Consider the following 18,407-nt stretch of genomic DNA (forward strand, 5'->3'; position numbering starts at 1 on the left):
CCCTTGCGTTGCCTGATCCCGGCCTGGTCCCGGCCCTGTCCCACGTGGGGCGCTATTTGCGCAGCCGTACTTCGAACGCGTCGCGCAGTCCGTCGCCGATGAAGTTGAACGCGGCGACGACCAGGACGATCGCGATGCCCGGCGGGAAGATCAGCCACCAGTAGCCGTTCTGCGTGTAGGTGATGCCGGCGGACAGCATCGAGCCCCAGTCGGCGGACGGCGGCGGGATCGACAGGCCGAGGAAGGCCAGGTAGCTGACGTAGAGGATGGCGTCGGCGATCTGGAACGTGCAGTTGACGATGACCGTGCCGATGGCGTTCGGGACGATGTGCTTGAACACCGCACGCGCGCCGCCACCGCCCATCATCCGCATCGCCTGGACGTACTCCCGGTTCCGGAGCGACAGCGCCTCGCCGCGCACCAGGCGGGCGGGGGAGAGCCAGGCGACGCACGCGATGATGAGGATCAGGATGCCCTTGCTGGGCGTGATGATCGCGGCGACGACCACGAGAAGGAACATCGCCGGGATGGCAAGTGCGGCGTCGGTGATCCGCATCATCGTCGCGTCGACCCAGCCGCCGAAGTACCCGGCGACGGCGCCGTACACGGTGCCGAAGAGGGTCGCCAACAGGCCTGCCGCGAGACCGATTTCGAGGGACGTCTGCCCGGCCACCATGAGCCGGCCGACCATGTCGTAACCGAGGTCGGTGGTGCCCAGGAGGTGGCCGGACGCGCCCGGCGCCAGGTTCGCCCGGGACAGGTCGGTGTGGATCTGCTCGGTCGGGTGGATCAGCGGGCCCAGGTAGCAGAAGGCCAGCAGCAGGACGAGCAGGACGACGCCGCTCAGGGCCAGCTTGTTGCCCGTGAACACGCGCAGGGTGCGGCGGGCCAGCGAGGGCGTGGCCTGCGCGGCCTCCTCGTGCCCCGGTACGGGCGTGGTCGTCACAGCAGTGGTCATGACACGCTCCGGATCCGCGGGTCGAGGACGGCGTACAGGATGTCGGTGAGCAGCGAGCCGAGGACGGTCGCGATGCCGACGACGAGGGTCACGCCGAGGAGGACGGGGAAGTCCGAGCCCTGCGCGGCGTTCCAGAACAGCAGCCCCATGCCGGGGTAGTTGAACATCGACTCGACGACGAGGGCGCCGCTGAACAGGGTCGGGAGGTAGAGGCCGAGCAGGGTGGCGAGCGGGATCAGGGCGTTGCGCAGCACGTGCTTGACCATGATCCGGCGGCTCGACTGGCCCTTGGCCATGGCCGTGCGCACGTATTCCTCGGTGAGGTTGTCGAGGACCGCCGAGCGCATGTAGCGGCTGAACATGGCTACGATGCCGAACGCCATGGTCACGACCGGAAGGGCCAACCCCGATATGTCGCCGAGCAGTTGACCGATCGTCTCGCCCTGCGGGGCCTCCGCCGGGAAGATCGGCAGCACCTGCGCGAACAGGATGATCATGATGAGGCCGAGGAAGAACACCGGCGTCGCGTACATCAGGAACGCGAGACCGGTCAGCGCGTAGTCGGACGCCTTGCCGCGCCGCACCGCCTGGAGCAGGCCGAGCGGCACCGCGATGATCACCGCGAGCACCGTCGACATGAGGGTGAGCAGGAGCGTCTTCGGCAGCCGCTGGGTGAGCAGGTCGAACACGGGCGAGTTGAGCTTGTACGACTCGCCGAGGTCGCCGGTGAACAGCCGCTTGAGGTACATCACGTACTGCGTCGGCAGCGAACGGTCGTAGCCCTGCAGGTGGTTGAAGCGCTCGATCTGCTGCGGTGTGCCCTTGGGGCCGAGGATCGCGCGGGCGGGGCCGCCCGGCAGCAGGTGCAGCAGGGTGAAGACGATGATCGAGACGAGGAACAGGACGACGAGCGCCTGAAGGAAACGCTTGACCAGAAAGCCGGTCACTTCTCGGCCTCCTTCTTTACGCTCTTGGAGTTCTTGACGTAGTACCAGTGCTGCGGCGCGAACGTGACCGTCGGGTTCTGCTCGATGCCCCGTAGGTCGTTGCGGATCACCGAGACCTGATAGGCGGGGTTGGGCATCCACATCACCGGGAGCTGCTCGGCGAGGTACGCGCCGTACTTGTGCATGGCCTTCATGTCGGGCGCGTACTGCACGGCGCGGATCAGCTTGTCGGCCTTCTTGTCGCTGTAGTTGCCGAAGTTGGAGGAGGCGCCCGTGGAGAACAGCTGCTCGCCGCTCGGGTTGAGCGGGTAGTACCAGCTGCCCGCGGTGCCGAAAAAGGACATGTCCCACGTGCAGCCGGGGTCGCTCTCCTTGCAAGGAACCGAGTTGCCGAGCACCGAGTTGAGCGGCTGCTGGCGCACGGTCAGGTCGACGCCTGCCTTGCTGAGCGAGGACTTGAGCTCCTGCATCATGTTCGTCGTCTCGGTCGAGCCGGACTGCGTGAGCAGCGTCAGCTCCAGGGGGTCGTCCTTGCCGATGCCCTTGCCGCACTCGTCGTCACCCGTGCCGGGCCGGACGCAGTGGGCCGTGCCGTCGACCGTCTTCCAGCCGTGCGCGGTCAGCAGGGACCTGGCCTTGGAGACGGAGAACGGGTACTGGTTCCTCGCCATGTCCTTGGACAGGTACTGGCTCTTGGGCGTGACCGGGACGGGGCCGAGCGTGGGGGTCGCGCTGCCCTGCCAGATGACCTTGCTCATCGCGTTCTGGTCGACGAGGTGCTGCATCGCCTGCCGGATGTAGAGCTGGTTCATCTCCGGGCCCGCGTGCGTGGAGTTGAAGTTGTAGACGATGTAGGTGGCCGCCCAGCCCTCCCACGGATCGACGCGGTACCCCTTGTCCTCGAAGCTCTCCTTCTGTGCCATCACCGACGGCGGGATGTAGCCGTAGTCGACGCCGCCCGAGCGCAGCACGTTGTACTCGGAGTCGGCGGTGGTGAACGGCTTGAAGACGACCTTGTCGAGGTGCGGGCGCTCCGACTTCGGTCCGGTGTACTTCTCGTTCGCGGCGATGGTGACCTGACCGGTGTCCCGCCAGCCGGCCAGCTTCCAGGGCCCGTTGACGGTCTTCCAGAGCGGGTCGGTCGCGTACGCGCCCAAATGCTTGGAGTGCTCGGTGAGCCTCGCGAAGACGGCCTTGGCGCCCTTGCTCGTTCGGTCGAAGTCCCCGATCTTCCCGCCGTCCTTCGTGGCGTCCCAGGCGTGCTGGGGCAGGGCGCGCATCCGGGAGAGCTGGTTGGCGGTGAACCAGTCCGGGTTGTACGCGCGGTCGAGACGCAGACGGGCCGTGTGGTCGTCGACGACCTCGAACTTCTTGACGTTGTCGGGGAACGCGCCGACCGAGTAGCCGCCCCAGTCGGCTTTGTTCGCCTTGATGAGGTTGAAGGCGAACTCCAGGTCCCGGGAGGTCACTTCGGTCCCGTCGGACCACTTGACGCCCTTGCGCAGGGGGATGGTGACCGTCTTGTTGCCGTCGCTGTACTTCGGTTCGAGGCCGAGGGTGCCGGGGCCCTGCGTGGTGAGCTCGCCCTTGCTCTGCACGGCGTCGTACACGGGAAGGAACAGGAGTTGCTGGATCCCGGCGTTGTACGAGGCGGCGTAGCCGGGCGGCGCGATCGGGAAGATCCAGTTCGGGGTCGCCGCCGGCGGCAGGGCCATGGTGGCCGTGCCGCCCTCGACGGGGGTGCCGCCCGTGCGGCCCACGGCGATGCTGCCGGCCTCGTGCGTACAGCCGGTGAGCGCCACGAGCGCCGCCACGAGGGCGAGCGCCGCGGACGCCTTTGACCTGAGGGAACGCATGCCGAAGGGCCTCCAAGGGGACAGGATCCGGCCCCGTGTGAAGATTCGACGAGGGGCGCTCGAACGCTAAGTCGACCGTTCGAAGCAAGTCAATAGGTTCATTCGGAAAGTAACTCAAAATCCCGGGGGTCTAGCGAACCTGGTTCGGTGCTGGTTAGTGTTCGGTCTGGCATCGAACGAACTCATCGAAGTAAGTACGCAACTAGGCACGACCCTGGGGGACCTGATGGCGGACACGGCGAACGAGGGCGAGCCGGGCTCGGCCCAGCACATACTCCGGCTCGTCTCGTCCGGAGCCGCCTCCTCCCGCGCCGACCTCGTCAGGGAACTGGGCCTCGCGCCCTCCACCGTCTCGCTGCGCGTGCAGGAGCTGGTGACCCAGGGCGTGCTCACCGAGTCCGGTGAGGGCGCCTCGCGCGGCGGACGCAGGCCCCGGCTGCTGCGGATCAAGGCCCACGGCGGCGTCGCGCTCGCCGCCGACCTCGGCAGCCGGCACGCGCGGCTCGGCGCCGTCGACCTCGGCGCGACCGTGCACGACGCCGAGGACCTGCCGCACGACATCACCGCGGGACCCGAGTCCGCCGTCGACTGGCTGTGCGCCCAGGTGGCCCGGCTCGCCGAGAAGCAGCGGGAGTCGGGGCGGACGGTCCGCGCACTGGGTGTCTCCTTCCCGGGCCCCGTCGACCCGGCGGACGGCCGGGTGCTGAGCCCCTCACGGATGCCGGGCTGGCACCGCTACCCGCTGCGCGACGTCCTCACCGAGCGGCTCGGCATGCCGGTGACCGTCGCCAACGACGCCACGATGATGGCGGTCGGCGAACACCGCACCTCCCGGCCCGAGCTCGACCACATGGTCGTCGTGAAGGCAGGACGCGGCATCGGCAGCGGCGTCATCGTCGCGGGCAGGCCGCACGACGGAGCCAACGGAAGCGCCGGGGACATCAGCCACGTGCGCGTGGAGGAGGCCGGCGAGCGGCCCTGCTCCTGCGGGAACATCGGCTGCCTGGAGACCGTCGCGAGCGGCGCCGCCCTCATCCGCGAACTCGCGGCGCAGGGCGTCGAGGTGGCGAGCACCACCGAGCTGCTCCGGCTCGTCGCCGACGGCGACCCCGTCGCCACCACCCTCGTACGCGCCGCGGGACGGCACATCGGCACCGTGCTGTCCGTCGTCGTGAACTTCTTCAACCCGCGGGCCGTCGCCATCGGCGGCGTCCTCGCCACCGCCGAACCGCTCGTCGCCGCCGTCCGCGGCGTGCTGTACGAGCGCTGTCTGCCGCTCGCCACGGCAGACCTCGAGATCACCACGACGGCCGCCGGTCGCGACGCGGGCCTGCTCGGCGCGGGCCTCACGGCGCTGCACAAGAACCTGTCGGCCACCGCCCCCGCTCCGAAGGAAGAGAGCCTCCACGCATGACGAGCAGCACCACCTCGCCGATCACCGGCCGTCGCCTGCGCATCGGTATCGGCGGCATCGGTATCGAGTCGTCCACGTTCTGCCCGCACCGGTCCACCACCGAGGACTTCCGGCAGACGCGCGGCCAGGACCTCCTCGACCGCTATACGTGGACGCGGCCCGACTCCGACCTCGCCGGGACGGTCGAGTGGGTGCCGCTGCTGCACGCGACCTCGCTGCCCGGCGGACCGGTCGAGGCCGAGTCGTACCTGATCCTCAAGAACGAACTCGTCACCCGGATACGGGAGGCGGGCCCGCTCGACGGTCTCGTCTACGACATCCACGGCGCCATGAGCGTCATCGGCCTCACCGACGCCGAGGGCGACCTGACCGAGTCGGTCCGCGCGGCGCTCGACCACAACGGCACGCCCGAAGGCGACCGGCCCATGATCTCCACGGGCATGGACCTGCACGGCAATGTCTCGCGCCGCTTCGCCGAGCCCATCGACCTGCTCACCGCGCACCGCCTCGCTCCGCACGAGGACGCCTGGGACACCCGCGAACGCGCCGCCCGCAACCTCGTGCACTGCCTGCGCGAGGGCGTCCGGCCTCACAGGGCCTGGGTCCAGGTCCCGGTCCTCCTGCCCGGCGAGAAGACCAGCACCCGCCTGGAGCCCGCCAAGTCCCTCTACTCCTCGCTCGCCGACATCGAGCAGAAGGACGGCATCCTCGACGCGGCGATGTGGGTCGGCTACGCCTGGGCCGACGAACCGCGCTGCAAGGCGGCCATCGTGGTCACCGGCGAGAACGCCGAACTCGCCGCGCAGGAAGCCGAGTCGCTGGCCCGCCGCTACTGGGACGCCCGCAAGGACTTCCTCTTCGTCGGCCCGACCGGCAGCGCCGAGGAGTGCATCGAGAAGGCCGTCGCCTCCGACCAGCGGCCGTTCCTCATCAGCGACTCCGGCGACAACCCGACCGCGGGCGGCGCCGGCGACCTCGCGTACATGCTGGGCAAGCTGCTTGAGAACGACGCCATCCGCACGGGGAAGGTCACGGCCGTGCACCCGGGCATCACCGACCCGGCCGCCGTGGCCGCCTGCTTCGAGGCCGGTGTGGGCGCCGAGGTCACGCTCTCCGTCGGTGGCAAGGTCGACGCGAACCACGGCGGTCCTCACGAACTCACCGGCACCGTCGAGGCGTTGCAGCGCGCGGCCGACCAGAAGGACGGTGCGGCGGGCGGGGCCTACGGCCGCGGTGTCGACACGGCGGCCGTCCGCGTCGGCGGCCTCACGGTGATCCTCGTCGAGCGCCGCAAGCCGTTCCACACGCTCGCCGACTTCACGGGCCCGGCCGAGGTCGGCCTCGGCATCGACCCGCGGACGTACGACGTGGTCGTCGTCAAGATCGGCTACCTGGAGCCGGAGCTGCACGACATGGCCGCGGACTGGCTGCTCGCGCTCACCCCCGGCGGCGTCGACCAGGACCTGCTGCGCCTGGGACACCACCGGGTGGAACGCCCGCTGTACCCGTTCGACGAGGACGCGCACGAGACCGGGGGCGGCCCCGACCTCACGCCCACCCTCCTGTAGGGCTCAACTCAGCCACTGCGCCTCGTACTTCTTGTACGTGCCGTCGTGCGTCGCCAGGTGCACGAACTGGTCGACGTAACTGTGGAAGTCGTGGTCGCCGCGCGGCGTCGCGTACGCCTTCTCCGCGAACGAGAACGGCTTGTCGGGGTGGATCGAGCACAGCTCGGGGTGGAGCTTGGACTGGTAGAGCGTCTCGCTCGCATCCGTCATCATCACGTCCGCCCGGCCCGCCACGATCTCGTCGAAGATCGTGCGGTTGTCCGGGTGGACCTTGATGGTGGCGTTCTGGAGATGCGCCCGGGCGAACTGCTCGTTCGTGCCACCGGGGTTGACGACGACCGTCGTTCCCGCCTGGTCGATGTCCTTGAGCGTCTGGTACTTGTCCTTGTCCGCGCAGCGCACGATCGGCGTCTTGCCGTCCTCACGGGTCGGCTCGCTGAAGTACACCTGGCGGGCGCGCGGCAGCGTGATCGAGACACCGCCGACGGCGACGTCGCACTTCCCGGCGGCCAGGTCGCCCGACAGGCCGGCCCACGTGGTGTCGACCCACTTGGCCTTGGCATCCAGGCTCTTGGCCAGGTCCTTCGCCATGTCGATGTCGATGCCGCTGTACGAACCGTCCTTCGGGTCCTTGTACGTGAACGGCTTGTAGTCCCCGGTCGTGCACACGCGCAGCACACCCGACGTGGGGACCGAGTCGAGCAGGCTCGTCGGCTGCTTCTTGGCGGACTGCTGGGTGGCCGACGGCGCCGCGGGCGCGGCGGCGGTCAGACCCAGCAGACACACCAGGGCGGACAGGGTGGCGACACGTTGTCTGGACGTGCGGCGGCTCATCGCGACGACTCCTCGGCATGGTGGGTGCAGACTGAACTGATCGTCCAGCGCCACACCTTGTCAGATGAGCTCACACCGGTGAACCCACTGTCCACAGCTCGGATGTCCACAGCTCGGATGGCCCGCACAGCAAGCCTCACGCCGAGTCGTCAACAGAGGCCGGTTCCATGCCCGCCGCCGCCTCGCTCAGCGTCCGCAGCAGCAGCGTGTTGACCGGCGCCGTCTCGTGTCCTTCGAGGACGAAGGCGGAGACACGACGGCCGCCCGCGAGGTCGAGCGGGCGGGCCACGACCTCGGGGTGCCGCAGGAGCGGCAGCGTCATGCCGGGCACCAGCGCGACGCCCGCCCCCGCGGCCACCAGGCCCCGCACCGCGAGGCTGTCGTCGGTGGTGAAGGCGATGTCCGGGGCGAAGCCCGCGTCCGCGCAGGCGGCGACGAAGTGGCCACGACACCGCCGGCATCCGGCTATCCAACGCTCCCGCTCCAGCTGCTTCAGCTCCACGCGGCGGCACCCGGAGAGGGCGTGGCCGGCCGGGAGCAGCGCCATCAGCGGATCGTCGAGCAGCGGCGTCTCGACCAGCCCCTCCTCACTGTCGTGGCCCGCGGTGTCCCCGGCATGCCCCGGTGAGAAGGCGAGCGCCAGATCGCATCGCCCCTCGCGCAGCGCGCGCAGCGAGTCGGGCGGCTCCTCCTCCAGCAGCTCGACGCGGATGCCGGGGTGGGCCGCGGCGACGCGGGCGACGGTCGCCGGGAGCAGGGTGGCGTTCGCGGCGGGGAACGCGCAGACGCGGACACGCCCCGACTCCAGGCGCGTGATCGCCCTCAGCCGGCCGTGCGCCGTCTCGATGGAGCTGAGGATGCCCGTGGCGTGCCGGGCCAGCACCTGCCCGGCGTCCGTGAGCCGCAGACCGCGCCCCGCCCGGACGAACAGCGGCGTGCCCGCGGCGCGTTCGAGCGCCTTCATCTGCTGGCTGATGGCGGGCTGCGTGTACCCGAGGTCCCGCGCCGTCGCCGCGTAGGAGCCCGTGCGCACGACCTCGGCGAACGTCTGGATGTGCCGCGAGTCAAACATGCCTACAAGCTATGGAGTTCACCGCGCAAGTCAAGATCGGAAAGCGTTTCTTGGGGTGGGCAAAGAAATGTGATGTAGACCTTGCCGCGCCCGTGCGTCAGTGTGTCCGGACCTTATGTTTTCCGAGGTCAGTGCCGGTTCCGTAGCCCGGACCGACGTGCTCTCGGCCACCTGTGCCGCGCCTCGTCCGCCCTCCATGTCCCAGGGAAGCCCCGTGACTTCAACCGCACGCCTCGCCCGCCGCTGTGTCCCGCTCGCCGTCGCTGCCGCTCTCGTGGTCCTGACGACCTCGTGCAGCAAGAGTGACGACGTCACGACGACCGCGGGCGGGGTGAAGCTGGTCCACAAGGGCAAGCTGACCACCTGCACGCACCTGCCGTACGCGCCCTTCCAGTCGGAGAAGAACGGCAAGGTCGTCGGCTTCGACGTGTCCCTGATGGACCTTGTGGCGAAGAAGCTCAAGGTCGAGCAGGACATCATCGACAAGTCCTTCGAGACCATCAAGACCGGGGCCGACCTCAACGCGGGCCTGTGCGACGTCGCCGCCGCGGGCATGACCATCACCCCCGAGCGCAAGCAGAACCTCGACTTCTCCGACCCGTACTTCGACGCGGACCAGGCGCTGCTCGCCCGCAAGGGAGTCGACGCGAAGAGCCTCGACGACATCAAGGGCGGCAAGCTGAAGCTGGGCTCCCAGGCAGCGACCACCGGCGAGGACCTGGCCCACAAGAAGGGTGTTGACTCGCAGTCCTTCGAGAGCTCCGACGCCGAGCTGAACGGGCTGCGCACCGGCCAGGTCGACGTCCTCATCCAGGACTACCCGGTCGTCCAGAACTGGCTGAAGGACTCCGCGATCAAGGACAAGTTCACCCTCCTCGCCACCGTCCCCACCGGCGAGGAGTACGGCTTCGCCGTGAAGAAGGGCGGCAACCCGAAGCTGCTCGCCGCGGTCAACGAGGCGATCGGACAGGCGAAGAAGGACGGCACGTACAAGAAGCTCTACGAGAAGTGGATCGGCCCGATGCCGAAGGACGGGGCCGCGAAGTGAGCACCGTCAAGACCCCGTCGGTGGACGGGGGTTCACCGGGCGACGCCGCACCGCGCAAGCGCATGTCGCCGCGCCGCAGGCGCAAGGTGACGCGCGCCGTCCAGTACGCGGTCCTCGTCGTCGCGGTGCTGCTCGCCGCGACGCTCGCCGACTGGGGACAGCTCCAGCACCAGTTCCTCGAACCGTCCGTGGCCAAGCGGATGTTCCCCGACCTGATCACGACCGCGCTGGTCAACACGGTGATCTACACCCTCACCGGGTTCGTCGTCGGTCTCGTGCTCGGATTGGTCATCGCCCTGATGCGGCTGTCGTCGGTGGCCCCCTACCGGTGGCTCGCCTCCATCTACATCGAGATCTTCCGCGGCCTGCCCGCTCTGCTGATCTTCATCTTCATCGGCGTCGGCGTGCCGCTCGCCTTCCCCGGCACCGCCCTGCCCGGCGGCGTCTACGGGCAGGTGGCCATCGCGCTCGGCCTGGTCGCCGCCGCGTACATGGCCGAGACGATCAGGGCCGGCATCCAGGCCGTGCCGCGCGGCCAGATGGAGGCCGCCCGCACGCTCGGCATGTCACGGACCCTGGCGATGCGCTCGATCGTCATCCCGCAGGCCTTCCGTATCATCGTGCCGCCGCTCACCAACGAACTCGTCCTGCTGTTCAAGGACTCCTCGCTGGTCCTCTTCCTCGGTGTCTCCCTGGAGACCCGCGAACTCACCAAGTTCGGCCGGGACCTGGCCGGCGAGACCGCCAACAGCACGCCCATCTTCGTCGCGGGCCTGTGCTATCTGCTCGTCACCGTCCCCCTGGGCTATCTGGTGCGCCGCCTCGAAGCGCGGCACGCGAAGGCCAGGTGAGCCGCGGTATGACGAAGGAAACCGACAGCACGCACGGGGACGAGGACACAGCCATGACCGCGGCCATCGAGATCCAGGGACTGCACAAGTCCTTCGGCGACCTGGAGGTGCTGCGCGGGGTGGACTTCACCGTCGCGCAGGGCGAGGTGGTGTGCGTCATCGGCCCCTCCGGATCGGGCAAGTCCACTCTGCTGCGCTGCACCAACCTGCTGGAAGAGCCCACGTCCGGGCGGGTGGTGGTGGCAGGCGCCGACCTCACCGACCCGGACCTCGACATCGACCGCGTACGCCGCCGGATCGGCATGGTCTTCCAGCAGTTCAACCTCTTCCCGCACCTCAACGTCCTGGAGAACCTCACCATCGCGCAGCGCCGGGTCCTCGGGCGCGACCGGGCCGAGGCGGAGCGCACGGGTCGCGCGAACCTCGAACGCGTCGGCCTCGCCGACAAGGAGACCGCCTACCCGTCCCAGCTCTCCGGCGGCCAGCAGCAGCGTGTGGCGATCGCCCGCGCCCTGTCGATGGGGCCCGAGCTGATGCTGTTCGACGAGCCGACCAGCGCGCTCGACCCGGAACTCGTCGGCGATGTGCTCGGTGTGATGCGCTCGCTCGCCGACGAGGGCATGACGATGCTGGTCGTCACCCACGAGATGGGCTTCGCCCGCGAGGTCGCGGACCGCGTCGTGTTCATGGACGGCGGCGTGGTCGTCGAGGAGGGCAGCCCGCACGAGGTGCTTGCCAACCCCCGCCACGAGCGCACCCGTTCGTTCCTCGCGCGGGTCGTGAACCCGGGGGACGCACAGGGCGCTCCGACCGCGGACACGGAGTCGTAGCGGATCCGGGAGCGCCCATGCGGCGTGCGGGTCCTGTCAGGCCGTCGGCACCTTGTCGAGGAAGCCCCTGACGTCCTGGATCCGGCCCTCGTCGTCCAGGACCAGGACGTCGAATCCGATCGCCAGCGGCTCGGCGCCCTCGGGTCCGAGGCCCCACTGGAACCGCAACTGCCGGTGGTGTGCGTCCACTTCGCCGACCGGCGTGAACACGCAGCCGGGGAACTGCTGGTGCACGCCGTCGATCAGCGCGTCGAGCGCGGCGTGCCCGGCGACCTCGGCCAGCGGGTCGGTGTACGTGGCGTCGGACGCCCAGTGCTCGGCGATGAGCTTCGTACGCTGCTCAGCCTGCGCGTTCCAGGTGGCGAGGTAGGCGTCGACGGCGTGGTGTGCGGTCATGGTGGAACCTCCAGTGGATCGGGGTGTGTCGGTGTGTTTCGGTGTCACCACTGTGGGCGGACCGCGGCCGGACCTCCATGACCTGTGAGGTCATGAGGAGTACGCCGGGCCGCGATTACGCTGCCCGCCATGAGCACCCTCGTGGACTCCACCGCCCCGGCGGCCGACCGCACCGTGGGCCCGCTGCTGCGTGGCTGGCGCGAACGGCGCCGCTTCAGCCAGCAGGAGCTGTCCAACCGCTCCGCGGTCTCCACCCGGCACCTCAGCCGCGTGGAGACCGGCAGGGCGCACCCGACCCCTGAGATGATCCTGCACCTGGCCGACCACCTCGACGTCCCGCTGCGCGCCCGCAACCAGCTGCTCCTCGCGGGCGGCTACGCGCCGCACTACCGGGACCGGGACCTTGAGGACGCCTCGCTCGCGGTCGTCATGGACGGGCTGCGGGGACTCCTCGACGCCCATATGCCCTACCCGGCACTGCTGTTGGACACCTACTGGGACGTCGTCGACGCCAACGAGGGCGTGGCCACGCTGCTCGAAGGGTGTGCGCCCCGGCTCCTCGAACCCCCGGTCAACGTCATCCGGCTGTGCGTGCACGAAGAGGGCCTCGCCCCGCGGATCCGCAACTTCACGGAGTGGGCCTCCCACCTGCACCACCAACTGGTCCACCGCGCCGAACGCACTCATGACCCGCGCCACTTCGCGCTGGCCGAGGAGACCGCGCGACACCTCGCCACCGTGCCCCGCACCGCCCTCACCGGCAGCCCCGTCCTCACCCTGGAACTCACCGTGCCGGACGCCGGACCGCTGCGTTTCTTCAGCACCTCCGCGCAGCTCACCACGCCCGCCGACGCCGCCCTGGAGGGGCTGCACCTGGAGACGTTCCTGCCGGCGGACGACGCGACGCGACGCCGCGTCGAAAAGAACTCGTAGGCGCACGGCCCCACTTGATAGGACTGGCGCATGATCGAGGAGAACGCGACGGACGAACTCGGCCCACTGGAACGCCTCCTGGCGGAACGCGCCTGCGAGCGACTGATCCTGGAACACGTGCGCCGCCTCGACCTCGGGGACCCTGGCACGGTCTGCGAACTCTTCACCCCCGACGGCGTCTGGGAATGGCCCTACGACAACCGCAGGATCGAGGGCAGACAAGCCCTGCGCGCCTACTTCGCCGGCCGCCCGGCCGACCGCCTCTCCCGGCGGATGTGCACGAACATCCTGGTCACCGTCGACTCACCGGACACCGCCACGGCCACCACGTACTTCGCCACCTACCGGGTCGACGGCTACACCGGCGACACGATCGTCCCGGCCCGGCCGCCCGCGAACATCGGCCACTACGAGGACACCTTCCGCAAGCTGGAAGGCCGTTGGCTGATGGCGAGCCGGACCCTGGTCCTCCCCTTCGGCGGGCCGACCGAACACGTGGGCGGGGCCGACCGGGAGCGGTGAGCCGAGAGGCTCCAGTGGACCGTGCGTCCCGGTGAACCGCCCGGCCCGGTGAGCCGCCCGGCCCGGTGAACCGCGCGCCCGAGGTCAGGCCGGCTGCCAGATCCGGGCGAGTGCCGACTCGGTGAGCACCTCGTCGGGCGTGCCCTGTCCGACGAGGTGTCCGTCACGCAGCAGCAGGCAGACGTCCGCCGCGCGCGCGGCCTCCAGGTCGTGGGTCGCCTGCACGACGGTCACCCCCTCGCCCGCGAGCTCCGTGAGCAGCGCCCCGATCCGGCCGCGGGCGTCCGGGTCGAGTCCCGTGGTCGGTTCGTCGAGGAGCAGCAGGTCGGACTCCTGGGCAAGGCCCTGCGCGACCAGTGTGCGCTGCCGCTGCCCGCCCGACAGCTCGCCCAGCTGGCGCCCGGCGAGGCCGCCGATGCCGAGCCGGTCGAGCGCGGCCTCGACGGCGGCCCGGTCCCGCCGCGACGGCCTGCGCCAGGACCCGAGCCCGCCCCAGCGCCCCATCTCCACCGTCTGACGCACAGTCAGGGGGAGCGTGTCCCCGACGGCCCCGCGCTGCGGCACGAAGGCCGGCCGCCGTTCCCCGCGGTGCCGCACCTCTCCCGATGTAGGACGGATCACACCGGCCACCACACCGAGCAGCGTGGACTTCCCGCTGCCGTTCGGGCCGACGAGCGCGACGTTGGCCAACTCCCTTATGTCGCAGCTCAGTTGATGGAGGACAGTGCGGCCGGGGTAGCCGGCGCTGAGCTGGTCGACACGGACGCGCGTGGTCCGGTCCTGTCGTGGGGCCGGAATGACGGCCGGTTTGTTGAACATGGTTTTCATTGTACTGTCCTCGCATGGAGTGGTTGACGGCCCCGTTCGAGGTGGCCTTTGTGCAGCGCGCCCTGTGGGGCGGAATCCTGGTGTCCGCGATATGCGCGCTGGCCGGGACCTGGGTCGTACTCAGGGGGATGGCCTTCCTCGGGGACGCGATGTCCCACGGACTGCTGCCCGGTGTCGCGTTGGCCGCGCTGTTCGGCGGCAACCTGATGCTGGGCGCGTTCGTGAGCGCGGCGGTGATGACGGCGGGGGTGACCGCTCTCGGCAGGGCCCGGCGGCTGTCCCGGGACACCGGGATCGGACTGCTGTTCGTCGGCATGCTGTCGCTCGGCGTGATCATCGTGTCGCGCTCGCAGTCCTTCGCGGTGGATCTGACCGGATTCCTCTTCGGCGATGTGCTCGCGGTGCGCGGACAGGACCTCGCCGTACTGGGGGTGGCCCTGGGCGTGGCGCTGCTCGTCTCGTTCCTCGGTCACCGGGCCTTCCTCGCCCTGACCTTCGACGCCCGCAAGGCCCAGACGCTGGGCCTGCGCCCGCGGCTCGCGCACGCCGTACTGCTCGGGCTGCTGGGGCTCGCGATCGTCGCCTCGTTCCACATCGTGGGCACGCTGCTCGTCCTCGGCCTGCTGATCGCGCCGCCCGCGGCCGCCCTGCCCTGGGCGCGGAGCGTGCGCGGGGTCATGGTGGGCGCAGCCCTCCTCGGCGCCGCCGCCACCTTCGGCGGGCTGCTCCTGTCGTGGCACCTCGGCACCGCGGCCGGGGCCACCGTCTCGGCGCTCGCGGTGAGTCTCTTCTTCCTCTCCCACCTCGCTTCCGGCGTCCGCCACCGCCGTACGAGCCGTGGCACCGACAGCGCCGCGCCCGCTCCCGTACTCGAAGTCGACCGAAGCAAGTCGGAGGCAATGTCGTGACCGCCCGAACCAACGCCGCGAAGTGGACCCCGGTCCCGCTGGTGCTCACCGCCCTGCTTGCCGCGGGCTGCGCGACGCAGGAGGACAACGACCCGAAATCGGCGTCGAGTTCACCGTCCACCACCCCGCACGGCTACGTAGAGGGCGCGAAGGAGGGCGCCGAGCAGCAGTCCCGGCTGCTCCTCAACGACCCCGACACCGGAAGCACCCGCGTCCTCGACCTCATCACCGGCAAGGTGACGAAGACGGACAAGGTCACAGGCGCCGCCCACCTCGCCACGGACGGCCGCTTCGGCTACCTCCACACCTCCGGAACCACGCACGTCCTCGACGGCGGCTCCTGGACCGTGGACCACGGCGACCATGTCCACTACTACCGGGCGGCCATCCGCGACGTAGGAGAACTGCCCGTAGGAGAAGGCGCGTTGGTGCGCGGTGACGCCGCCGTCACCGCCGTGACCGACGACGGCGGACGGACCGTCCTGTACGACCGCGGCAAGCTCGACACGGGCGACATCGCGCGCACCGGGACGCTGCCCGGCACGGCCACCGGCGCCGTCGTCCCGTACGAGGAGCACCTGCTGGCCCTCACCGGCAAGGGCGACACCGCGAAGCTCACCGTCCTCGACCGCAAGGGCAAGCGCGTCACCACGCCGGACGCCGAATGTGAGAGCCCGAAGGGCGACGCCGTCACCCGCCGCGGCGTCGTGTTCGGCTGCGCCGACGGGGCCCTGCTCGTACGCGAGGAGGACGGGAAGTTCACCGCCGAGCCCATCCCCTACGACAAGGACGTGCCGGAGGCCGAACGGGCCGCCGAGTTCCGGCAGCGCCCCGGCAGCGACACCCTGACCGCGCGGGCAGGAGACGACGCCGTATGGGTCCTCGACGTCGGCGAGCGCGCCTGGACGCGGGTGGGGACCGGGACCGTCGTCGCCGCCAACTCCGCGGGGGAGGGCGCGCCGTTGCTGGTCCTGGAGGCCGACGGCAGGCTGCACGGCTACGACATCGGTACGGGGAAGGAAATCGCCCGCACCAAGAAGCTCCTGACGGGGAAACCGCACCCCCAAAAGGCCCCCGTCGTCGAGGTCGACCGCAACCGCGCCTACGTCAACGACCCTGACGGCAAGCGGGTGTTCGAGGTCGACTACAACGACGACCTGCGTATCGCCCGCTCCTTCGACCTCGACGTCGCACCCGTGCTGATGGCGGAGACCGGCCGATGAGCGCGGACGAGGCGAAGAAGCGCGTACGGGTGGGAACGGCACGGTTGCGCAGCCTGCTGATCGGACTGCTGACCCTGGCGGCCGCCGCCACCGCCACCGCCTGCACCACCGACAGCGAGCGGCCGAGGATCGTCGTCACCACCAACATCCTCGGCGACGTCACCCGCGAGATAGCAGGTGACCAGGCCGACGTCACCGTCCTCATGAAGCCCAACGCCGACCCGCACTCCTTTGGTCTCTCGGCTCGGCAGGCCGCAGACCTGGAACGGGCCGATCTGGTCGTCCACAACGGTCTCGGCCTGGAGGAGAACGTGCTGCGCCACGTGGAGGCCGCCCGCGAGTCCGGCGTCGCCACCTTCGAGGTCGGCAAAGCCGTCGACCCGCTCACCTTCCACACCGGCGACGACGCCGGGGACGGCCAGGCCGACCCGCACTTCTGGACCGACCCGGACCGTATGCGCAAGGCGGCGGGGCTCATCGCCGACCAGGTCGTCGAGCACGTCGACGGCGTCGACGACAGCGCGGTGCGCGCCCAAGCCGACCGCTACGACAAGGAGTTGGGCAAGCTCGGCAGCTGGATGGAGAAGTCCTTCGGCCGCGTTCCCGGCGACCGGCGCGCGATCGTCACCAACCACCACGTCTTCGGCTACCTCGCCGACCGCTTCGACCTCCGCGTCGTCGGCGCCGTCGTCCCCAGCGGCACCACCCTCGCCTCGCCCAGCTCCTCCGACCTGCGCTCCCTCACACAGGCCATGGAACGGGCCGGTGTCCGCACCGTGTTCGCCGACTCCTCCCAACCCGCCCGCCTCGCCGAGGTGTTGCGCAAGGAGATGGGTGGCGGGGTCCAGGTCGTGAAGCTGTACTCCGAGTCCCTGACGGCCAAGGGCGAGGGCGCGGACACGTACCTGCGGATGATGCGCGCCAACACGACCGCGATGACCAAGGGCCTGACGGCCCGCTGACCTCAGAACGTTCGACAGGGAAGGAAGAACACAAGTGAACACGACCCCGACAACCCGCAGGAGAGCCCTCGGGGGGACGGCCTGCGCCCTGGCCTTCGCCACGGTGCTGACCGCCTGCGGAAGCGAGAACGAGACGACCGGTGCGTCCAAGAACAAGGCCGGACGCGCCACACCCGCCGCCACGATCAAGGACCCGTTGGTCGCCGGCTTTGACGGCGGCCTCTACATACTCGACGGCAAGAGCCTCAAGCTCGCCAGGACGATCGATCTGCCCGGCTTCAACCGCCTCAACCCCGCCGGGGACAAGGACCACGTCGTCGTCTCCACCGACAGCGGCTTCCGCGTCCTGGACGCCGCCGGACAGCGCTTCACCGGCATCACGTACAAGGGCTCCGAGCCGGGCCACGTCGTCCGACACGCGGGCAAGACGGTCCTCTTCACCGACGGCACCGGCGAGGTCAACGTCTTCGACCCCGCCGACCTGGGCAGCGGCAAGAAGCCCAAGGGCCGGAACTACACCTCGGCCGAGGCACACCACGGCGTGGCCATCGAGCTGGAGAACGGCGAACTCCTCAGCACGCTGGGCGACAAGGAGACGCGCACCGGCGTGCTCGTCCTCGACAAGGACAACAAGGAGATCGCGCGCAACGAGAAGTGCCCCGGCGTGCACGGCGAGGCCGCGGCCAAGGGCGAGGCGGTCGGAGTCGGCTGCGAGGACGGCATCCTCGTCTACAAGGACGGCGAGTTCACCAAGGTCGACGCCCCGGACGACTACGGCCGCATCGGCAACCAGGCCGGCAGCGACGCCTCCCCGGTCCTCCTCGGCGACTACAAGACCGACGAGGAGGCCGAGCTGGAACGCCCCACGCGCGTCTCCCTCGTCGACACGGAGAAGAAGAAGCTCCGCCTCGTCGACCTCGGCACCAGCTACTCGTTCCGCTCACTGGCACGCGGGCCCGAGGGCGAGGCGCTGGTCCTGGGCACCGACGGAAGGATCCACGTCATCGACCCGGACACCGGAAAGATCGAGAAGAAGATCGAGGCCGTGGGGGAGTGGCGGGAACCCCTGGACTGGCAGCAGCCCCGGCCCACGCTGTTCGTCCGCGACCACACGGCGTACGTCTCCGAGCCAGGGGAGAAGGCCCTGCACGCCATCGACCTGGACACCGGCAAGAAGCTCACGTCCGTGAAGCTGCCGAAGGGCACCAACGAGCTGTCCGGCGTGGTGGCCGGCCACTGACACGCGTACGCCCCCGT

At 69.9% G+C, this 18,407-nt stretch carries 18 protein-coding genes; 11 read left to right on the forward strand and 7 right to left on the reverse strand.

All coding sequences use genetic code 11. The features are described from left to right. Positions 1 to 52: 52 nt before the first annotated feature. Genes ACIRHA_RS01635 through ACIRHA_RS01645 form a run of 3 tightly spaced genes read right to left on the reverse strand, consistent with a single transcriptional unit; the run spans position 53 to position 3,761 of the window. Positions 53 to 958, reverse strand: coding sequence for an ABC transporter permease (locus tag ACIRHA_RS01635; protein ID WP_403838679.1), 906 nt, complete (start codon positions 956 to 958; stop codon positions 53 to 55). After that, positions 955 to 1,905 (reverse strand): ABC transporter permease, encoded by a 951-nt coding sequence (locus tag ACIRHA_RS01640; RefSeq protein ID WP_403838681.1) that lies wholly within the window; start codon positions 1,903 to 1,905, stop codon positions 955 to 957. Before ACIRHA_RS01640 ends, ACIRHA_RS01635 begins: the two co-directional genes overlap by 4 nt. After that, positions 1,902 to 3,761 carry a peptide ABC transporter substrate-binding protein gene (locus ACIRHA_RS01645; RefSeq protein WP_403838683.1) on the reverse strand — a complete coding sequence of 620 codons (1,860 nt, stop codon included), beginning with the start codon at positions 3,759 to 3,761 and terminating at the stop codon, positions 1,902 to 1,904. Before ACIRHA_RS01645 ends, ACIRHA_RS01640 begins: the two co-directional genes overlap by 4 nt. A gap of 226 nt (positions 3,762 to 3,987) precedes the next feature. On the opposite strand from ACIRHA_RS01645, the gene ACIRHA_RS01650 reads away from it, so the two are divergent. Together ACIRHA_RS01650 and ACIRHA_RS01655 are read left to right on the forward strand one after the other, a co-directional pair. Then, entirely contained in the window at positions 3,988 to 5,175 is a 1,188-nt protein-coding gene (locus ACIRHA_RS01650; protein WP_403838685.1) for an ROK family protein, read from the forward strand. Continuing rightward, positions 5,172 to 6,743, forward strand: coding sequence for a M81 family metallopeptidase (locus tag ACIRHA_RS01655; protein ID WP_403838687.1), 1,572 nt, complete (start codon positions 5,172 to 5,174; stop codon positions 6,741 to 6,743). Before ACIRHA_RS01650 ends, ACIRHA_RS01655 begins: the two co-directional genes overlap by 4 nt. Before the next feature lie 3 nt (positions 6,744 to 6,746). On the opposite strand, the gene ACIRHA_RS01660 is transcribed toward ACIRHA_RS01655, so the two are convergent. Continuing rightward, a complete protein-coding gene (locus tag ACIRHA_RS01660; RefSeq protein ID WP_403838689.1) occupies positions 6,747 to 7,577 on the reverse strand; it encodes a transporter substrate-binding domain-containing protein in 831 nt (276 codons plus the stop codon). Positions 7,578 to 7,713: 136 nt separating this feature from the next. Beyond that, positions 7,714 to 8,649, reverse strand: a complete 936-nt coding sequence (locus tag ACIRHA_RS01665; RefSeq protein WP_403838691.1) for a LysR family transcriptional regulator — start codon at positions 8,647 to 8,649, stop codon at positions 7,714 to 7,716. Between the two features lie 214 nt (positions 8,650 to 8,863). Between ACIRHA_RS01665 and ACIRHA_RS01670 the strand changes: the two genes are divergently transcribed. The 3 genes from ACIRHA_RS01670 to ACIRHA_RS01680 all read left to right on the forward strand — a co-directional run bounded on the left by ACIRHA_RS01670 (position 8,864) and on the right by ACIRHA_RS01680 (position 11,378). Beyond that, the gene (locus tag ACIRHA_RS01670; protein ID WP_403838693.1) at positions 8,864 to 9,697 is read left to right on the forward strand and encodes a transporter substrate-binding domain-containing protein; all 834 of its coding nucleotides are present in this window, start codon (positions 8,864 to 8,866) and stop codon (positions 9,695 to 9,697) included. A 62-nt stretch (positions 9,698 to 9,759) separates the two neighbouring features. Continuing rightward, positions 9,760 to 10,548, forward strand: a complete 789-nt coding sequence (locus ACIRHA_RS01675; protein WP_403842051.1) for an amino acid ABC transporter permease — start codon at positions 9,760 to 9,762, stop codon at positions 10,546 to 10,548. An 8-nt stretch (positions 10,549 to 10,556) separates the two neighbouring features. After that, positions 10,557 to 11,378: an amino acid ABC transporter ATP-binding protein gene (locus ACIRHA_RS01680; protein WP_403838695.1), complete on the forward strand. Its 822-nt coding sequence runs from the start codon at positions 10,557 to 10,559 to the stop codon at positions 11,376 to 11,378. 36 nt (positions 11,379 to 11,414) lie between these two features. Here ACIRHA_RS01680 and ACIRHA_RS01685 read toward each other — a convergent pair whose 3' ends face one another. Beyond that, entirely contained in the window at positions 11,415 to 11,774 is a 360-nt protein-coding gene (locus ACIRHA_RS01685) for a nuclear transport factor 2 family protein (protein ID WP_403838697.1), read from the reverse strand. A 129-nt stretch (positions 11,775 to 11,903) separates the two neighbouring features. Here ACIRHA_RS01685 and ACIRHA_RS01690 point away from each other — a divergent pair, with 129 nt between their 5' ends. Both ACIRHA_RS01690 and ACIRHA_RS01695 read left to right on the forward strand, forming a co-directional pair. Then, positions 11,904 to 12,707, forward strand: a complete 804-nt coding sequence (locus ACIRHA_RS01690; RefSeq protein ID WP_403838699.1) for a helix-turn-helix domain-containing protein — start codon at positions 11,904 to 11,906, stop codon at positions 12,705 to 12,707. Positions 12,708 to 12,737: 30 nt separating this feature from the next. Further along, positions 12,738 to 13,229, forward strand: coding sequence for a nuclear transport factor 2 family protein (locus ACIRHA_RS01695; protein WP_403838701.1), 492 nt, complete (start codon positions 12,738 to 12,740; stop codon positions 13,227 to 13,229). 84 nt (positions 13,230 to 13,313) lie between these two features. On the opposite strand, the gene aztA is transcribed toward ACIRHA_RS01695, so the two are convergent. After that, on the reverse strand, positions 13,314 to 14,057 hold the full coding sequence (gene aztA / locus ACIRHA_RS01700; protein WP_403838703.1) for a zinc ABC transporter ATP-binding protein AztA: 744 nt from the start codon (positions 14,055 to 14,057) through the stop codon (positions 13,314 to 13,316). A 14-nt stretch (positions 14,058 to 14,071) separates the two neighbouring features. On the opposite strand from aztA, the gene aztB reads away from it, so the two are divergent. The 4 genes from aztB to aztD are packed head-to-tail and all read left to right on the forward strand — an operon-like array spanning position 14,072 to position 18,390. Next, on the forward strand, positions 14,072 to 14,965 hold the full coding sequence (gene aztB / locus ACIRHA_RS01705; RefSeq protein ID WP_403838704.1) for a zinc ABC transporter permease AztB: 894 nt from the start codon (positions 14,072 to 14,074) through the stop codon (positions 14,963 to 14,965). Next, positions 14,962 to 16,188 carry a hypothetical protein gene (locus tag ACIRHA_RS01710; RefSeq protein WP_403838706.1) on the forward strand — a complete coding sequence of 409 codons (1,227 nt, stop codon included), beginning with the start codon at positions 14,962 to 14,964 and terminating at the stop codon, positions 16,186 to 16,188. The genes aztB and ACIRHA_RS01710 overlap by 4 nt, the downstream gene beginning before the upstream one ends. Further along, positions 16,185 to 17,150, forward strand: a complete 966-nt coding sequence (gene aztC / locus ACIRHA_RS01715) for a zinc ABC transporter substrate-binding protein AztC (protein ID WP_403838708.1) — start codon at positions 16,185 to 16,187, stop codon at positions 17,148 to 17,150. The genes ACIRHA_RS01710 and aztC overlap by 4 nt, the downstream gene beginning before the upstream one ends. A 34-nt stretch (positions 17,151 to 17,184) precedes the next feature. Continuing rightward, positions 17,185 to 18,390, forward strand: coding sequence for a zinc metallochaperone AztD (gene aztD / locus ACIRHA_RS01720; protein WP_403838710.1), 1,206 nt, complete (start codon positions 17,185 to 17,187; stop codon positions 18,388 to 18,390). Positions 18,391 to 18,407: the final 17 nt, after the last annotated feature.

This window comes from Streptomyces sp. NPDC102360 (genome assembly GCF_044766085.1).
GTDB lineage: Bacteria > Actinomycetota > Actinomycetes > Streptomycetales > Streptomycetaceae > Streptomyces.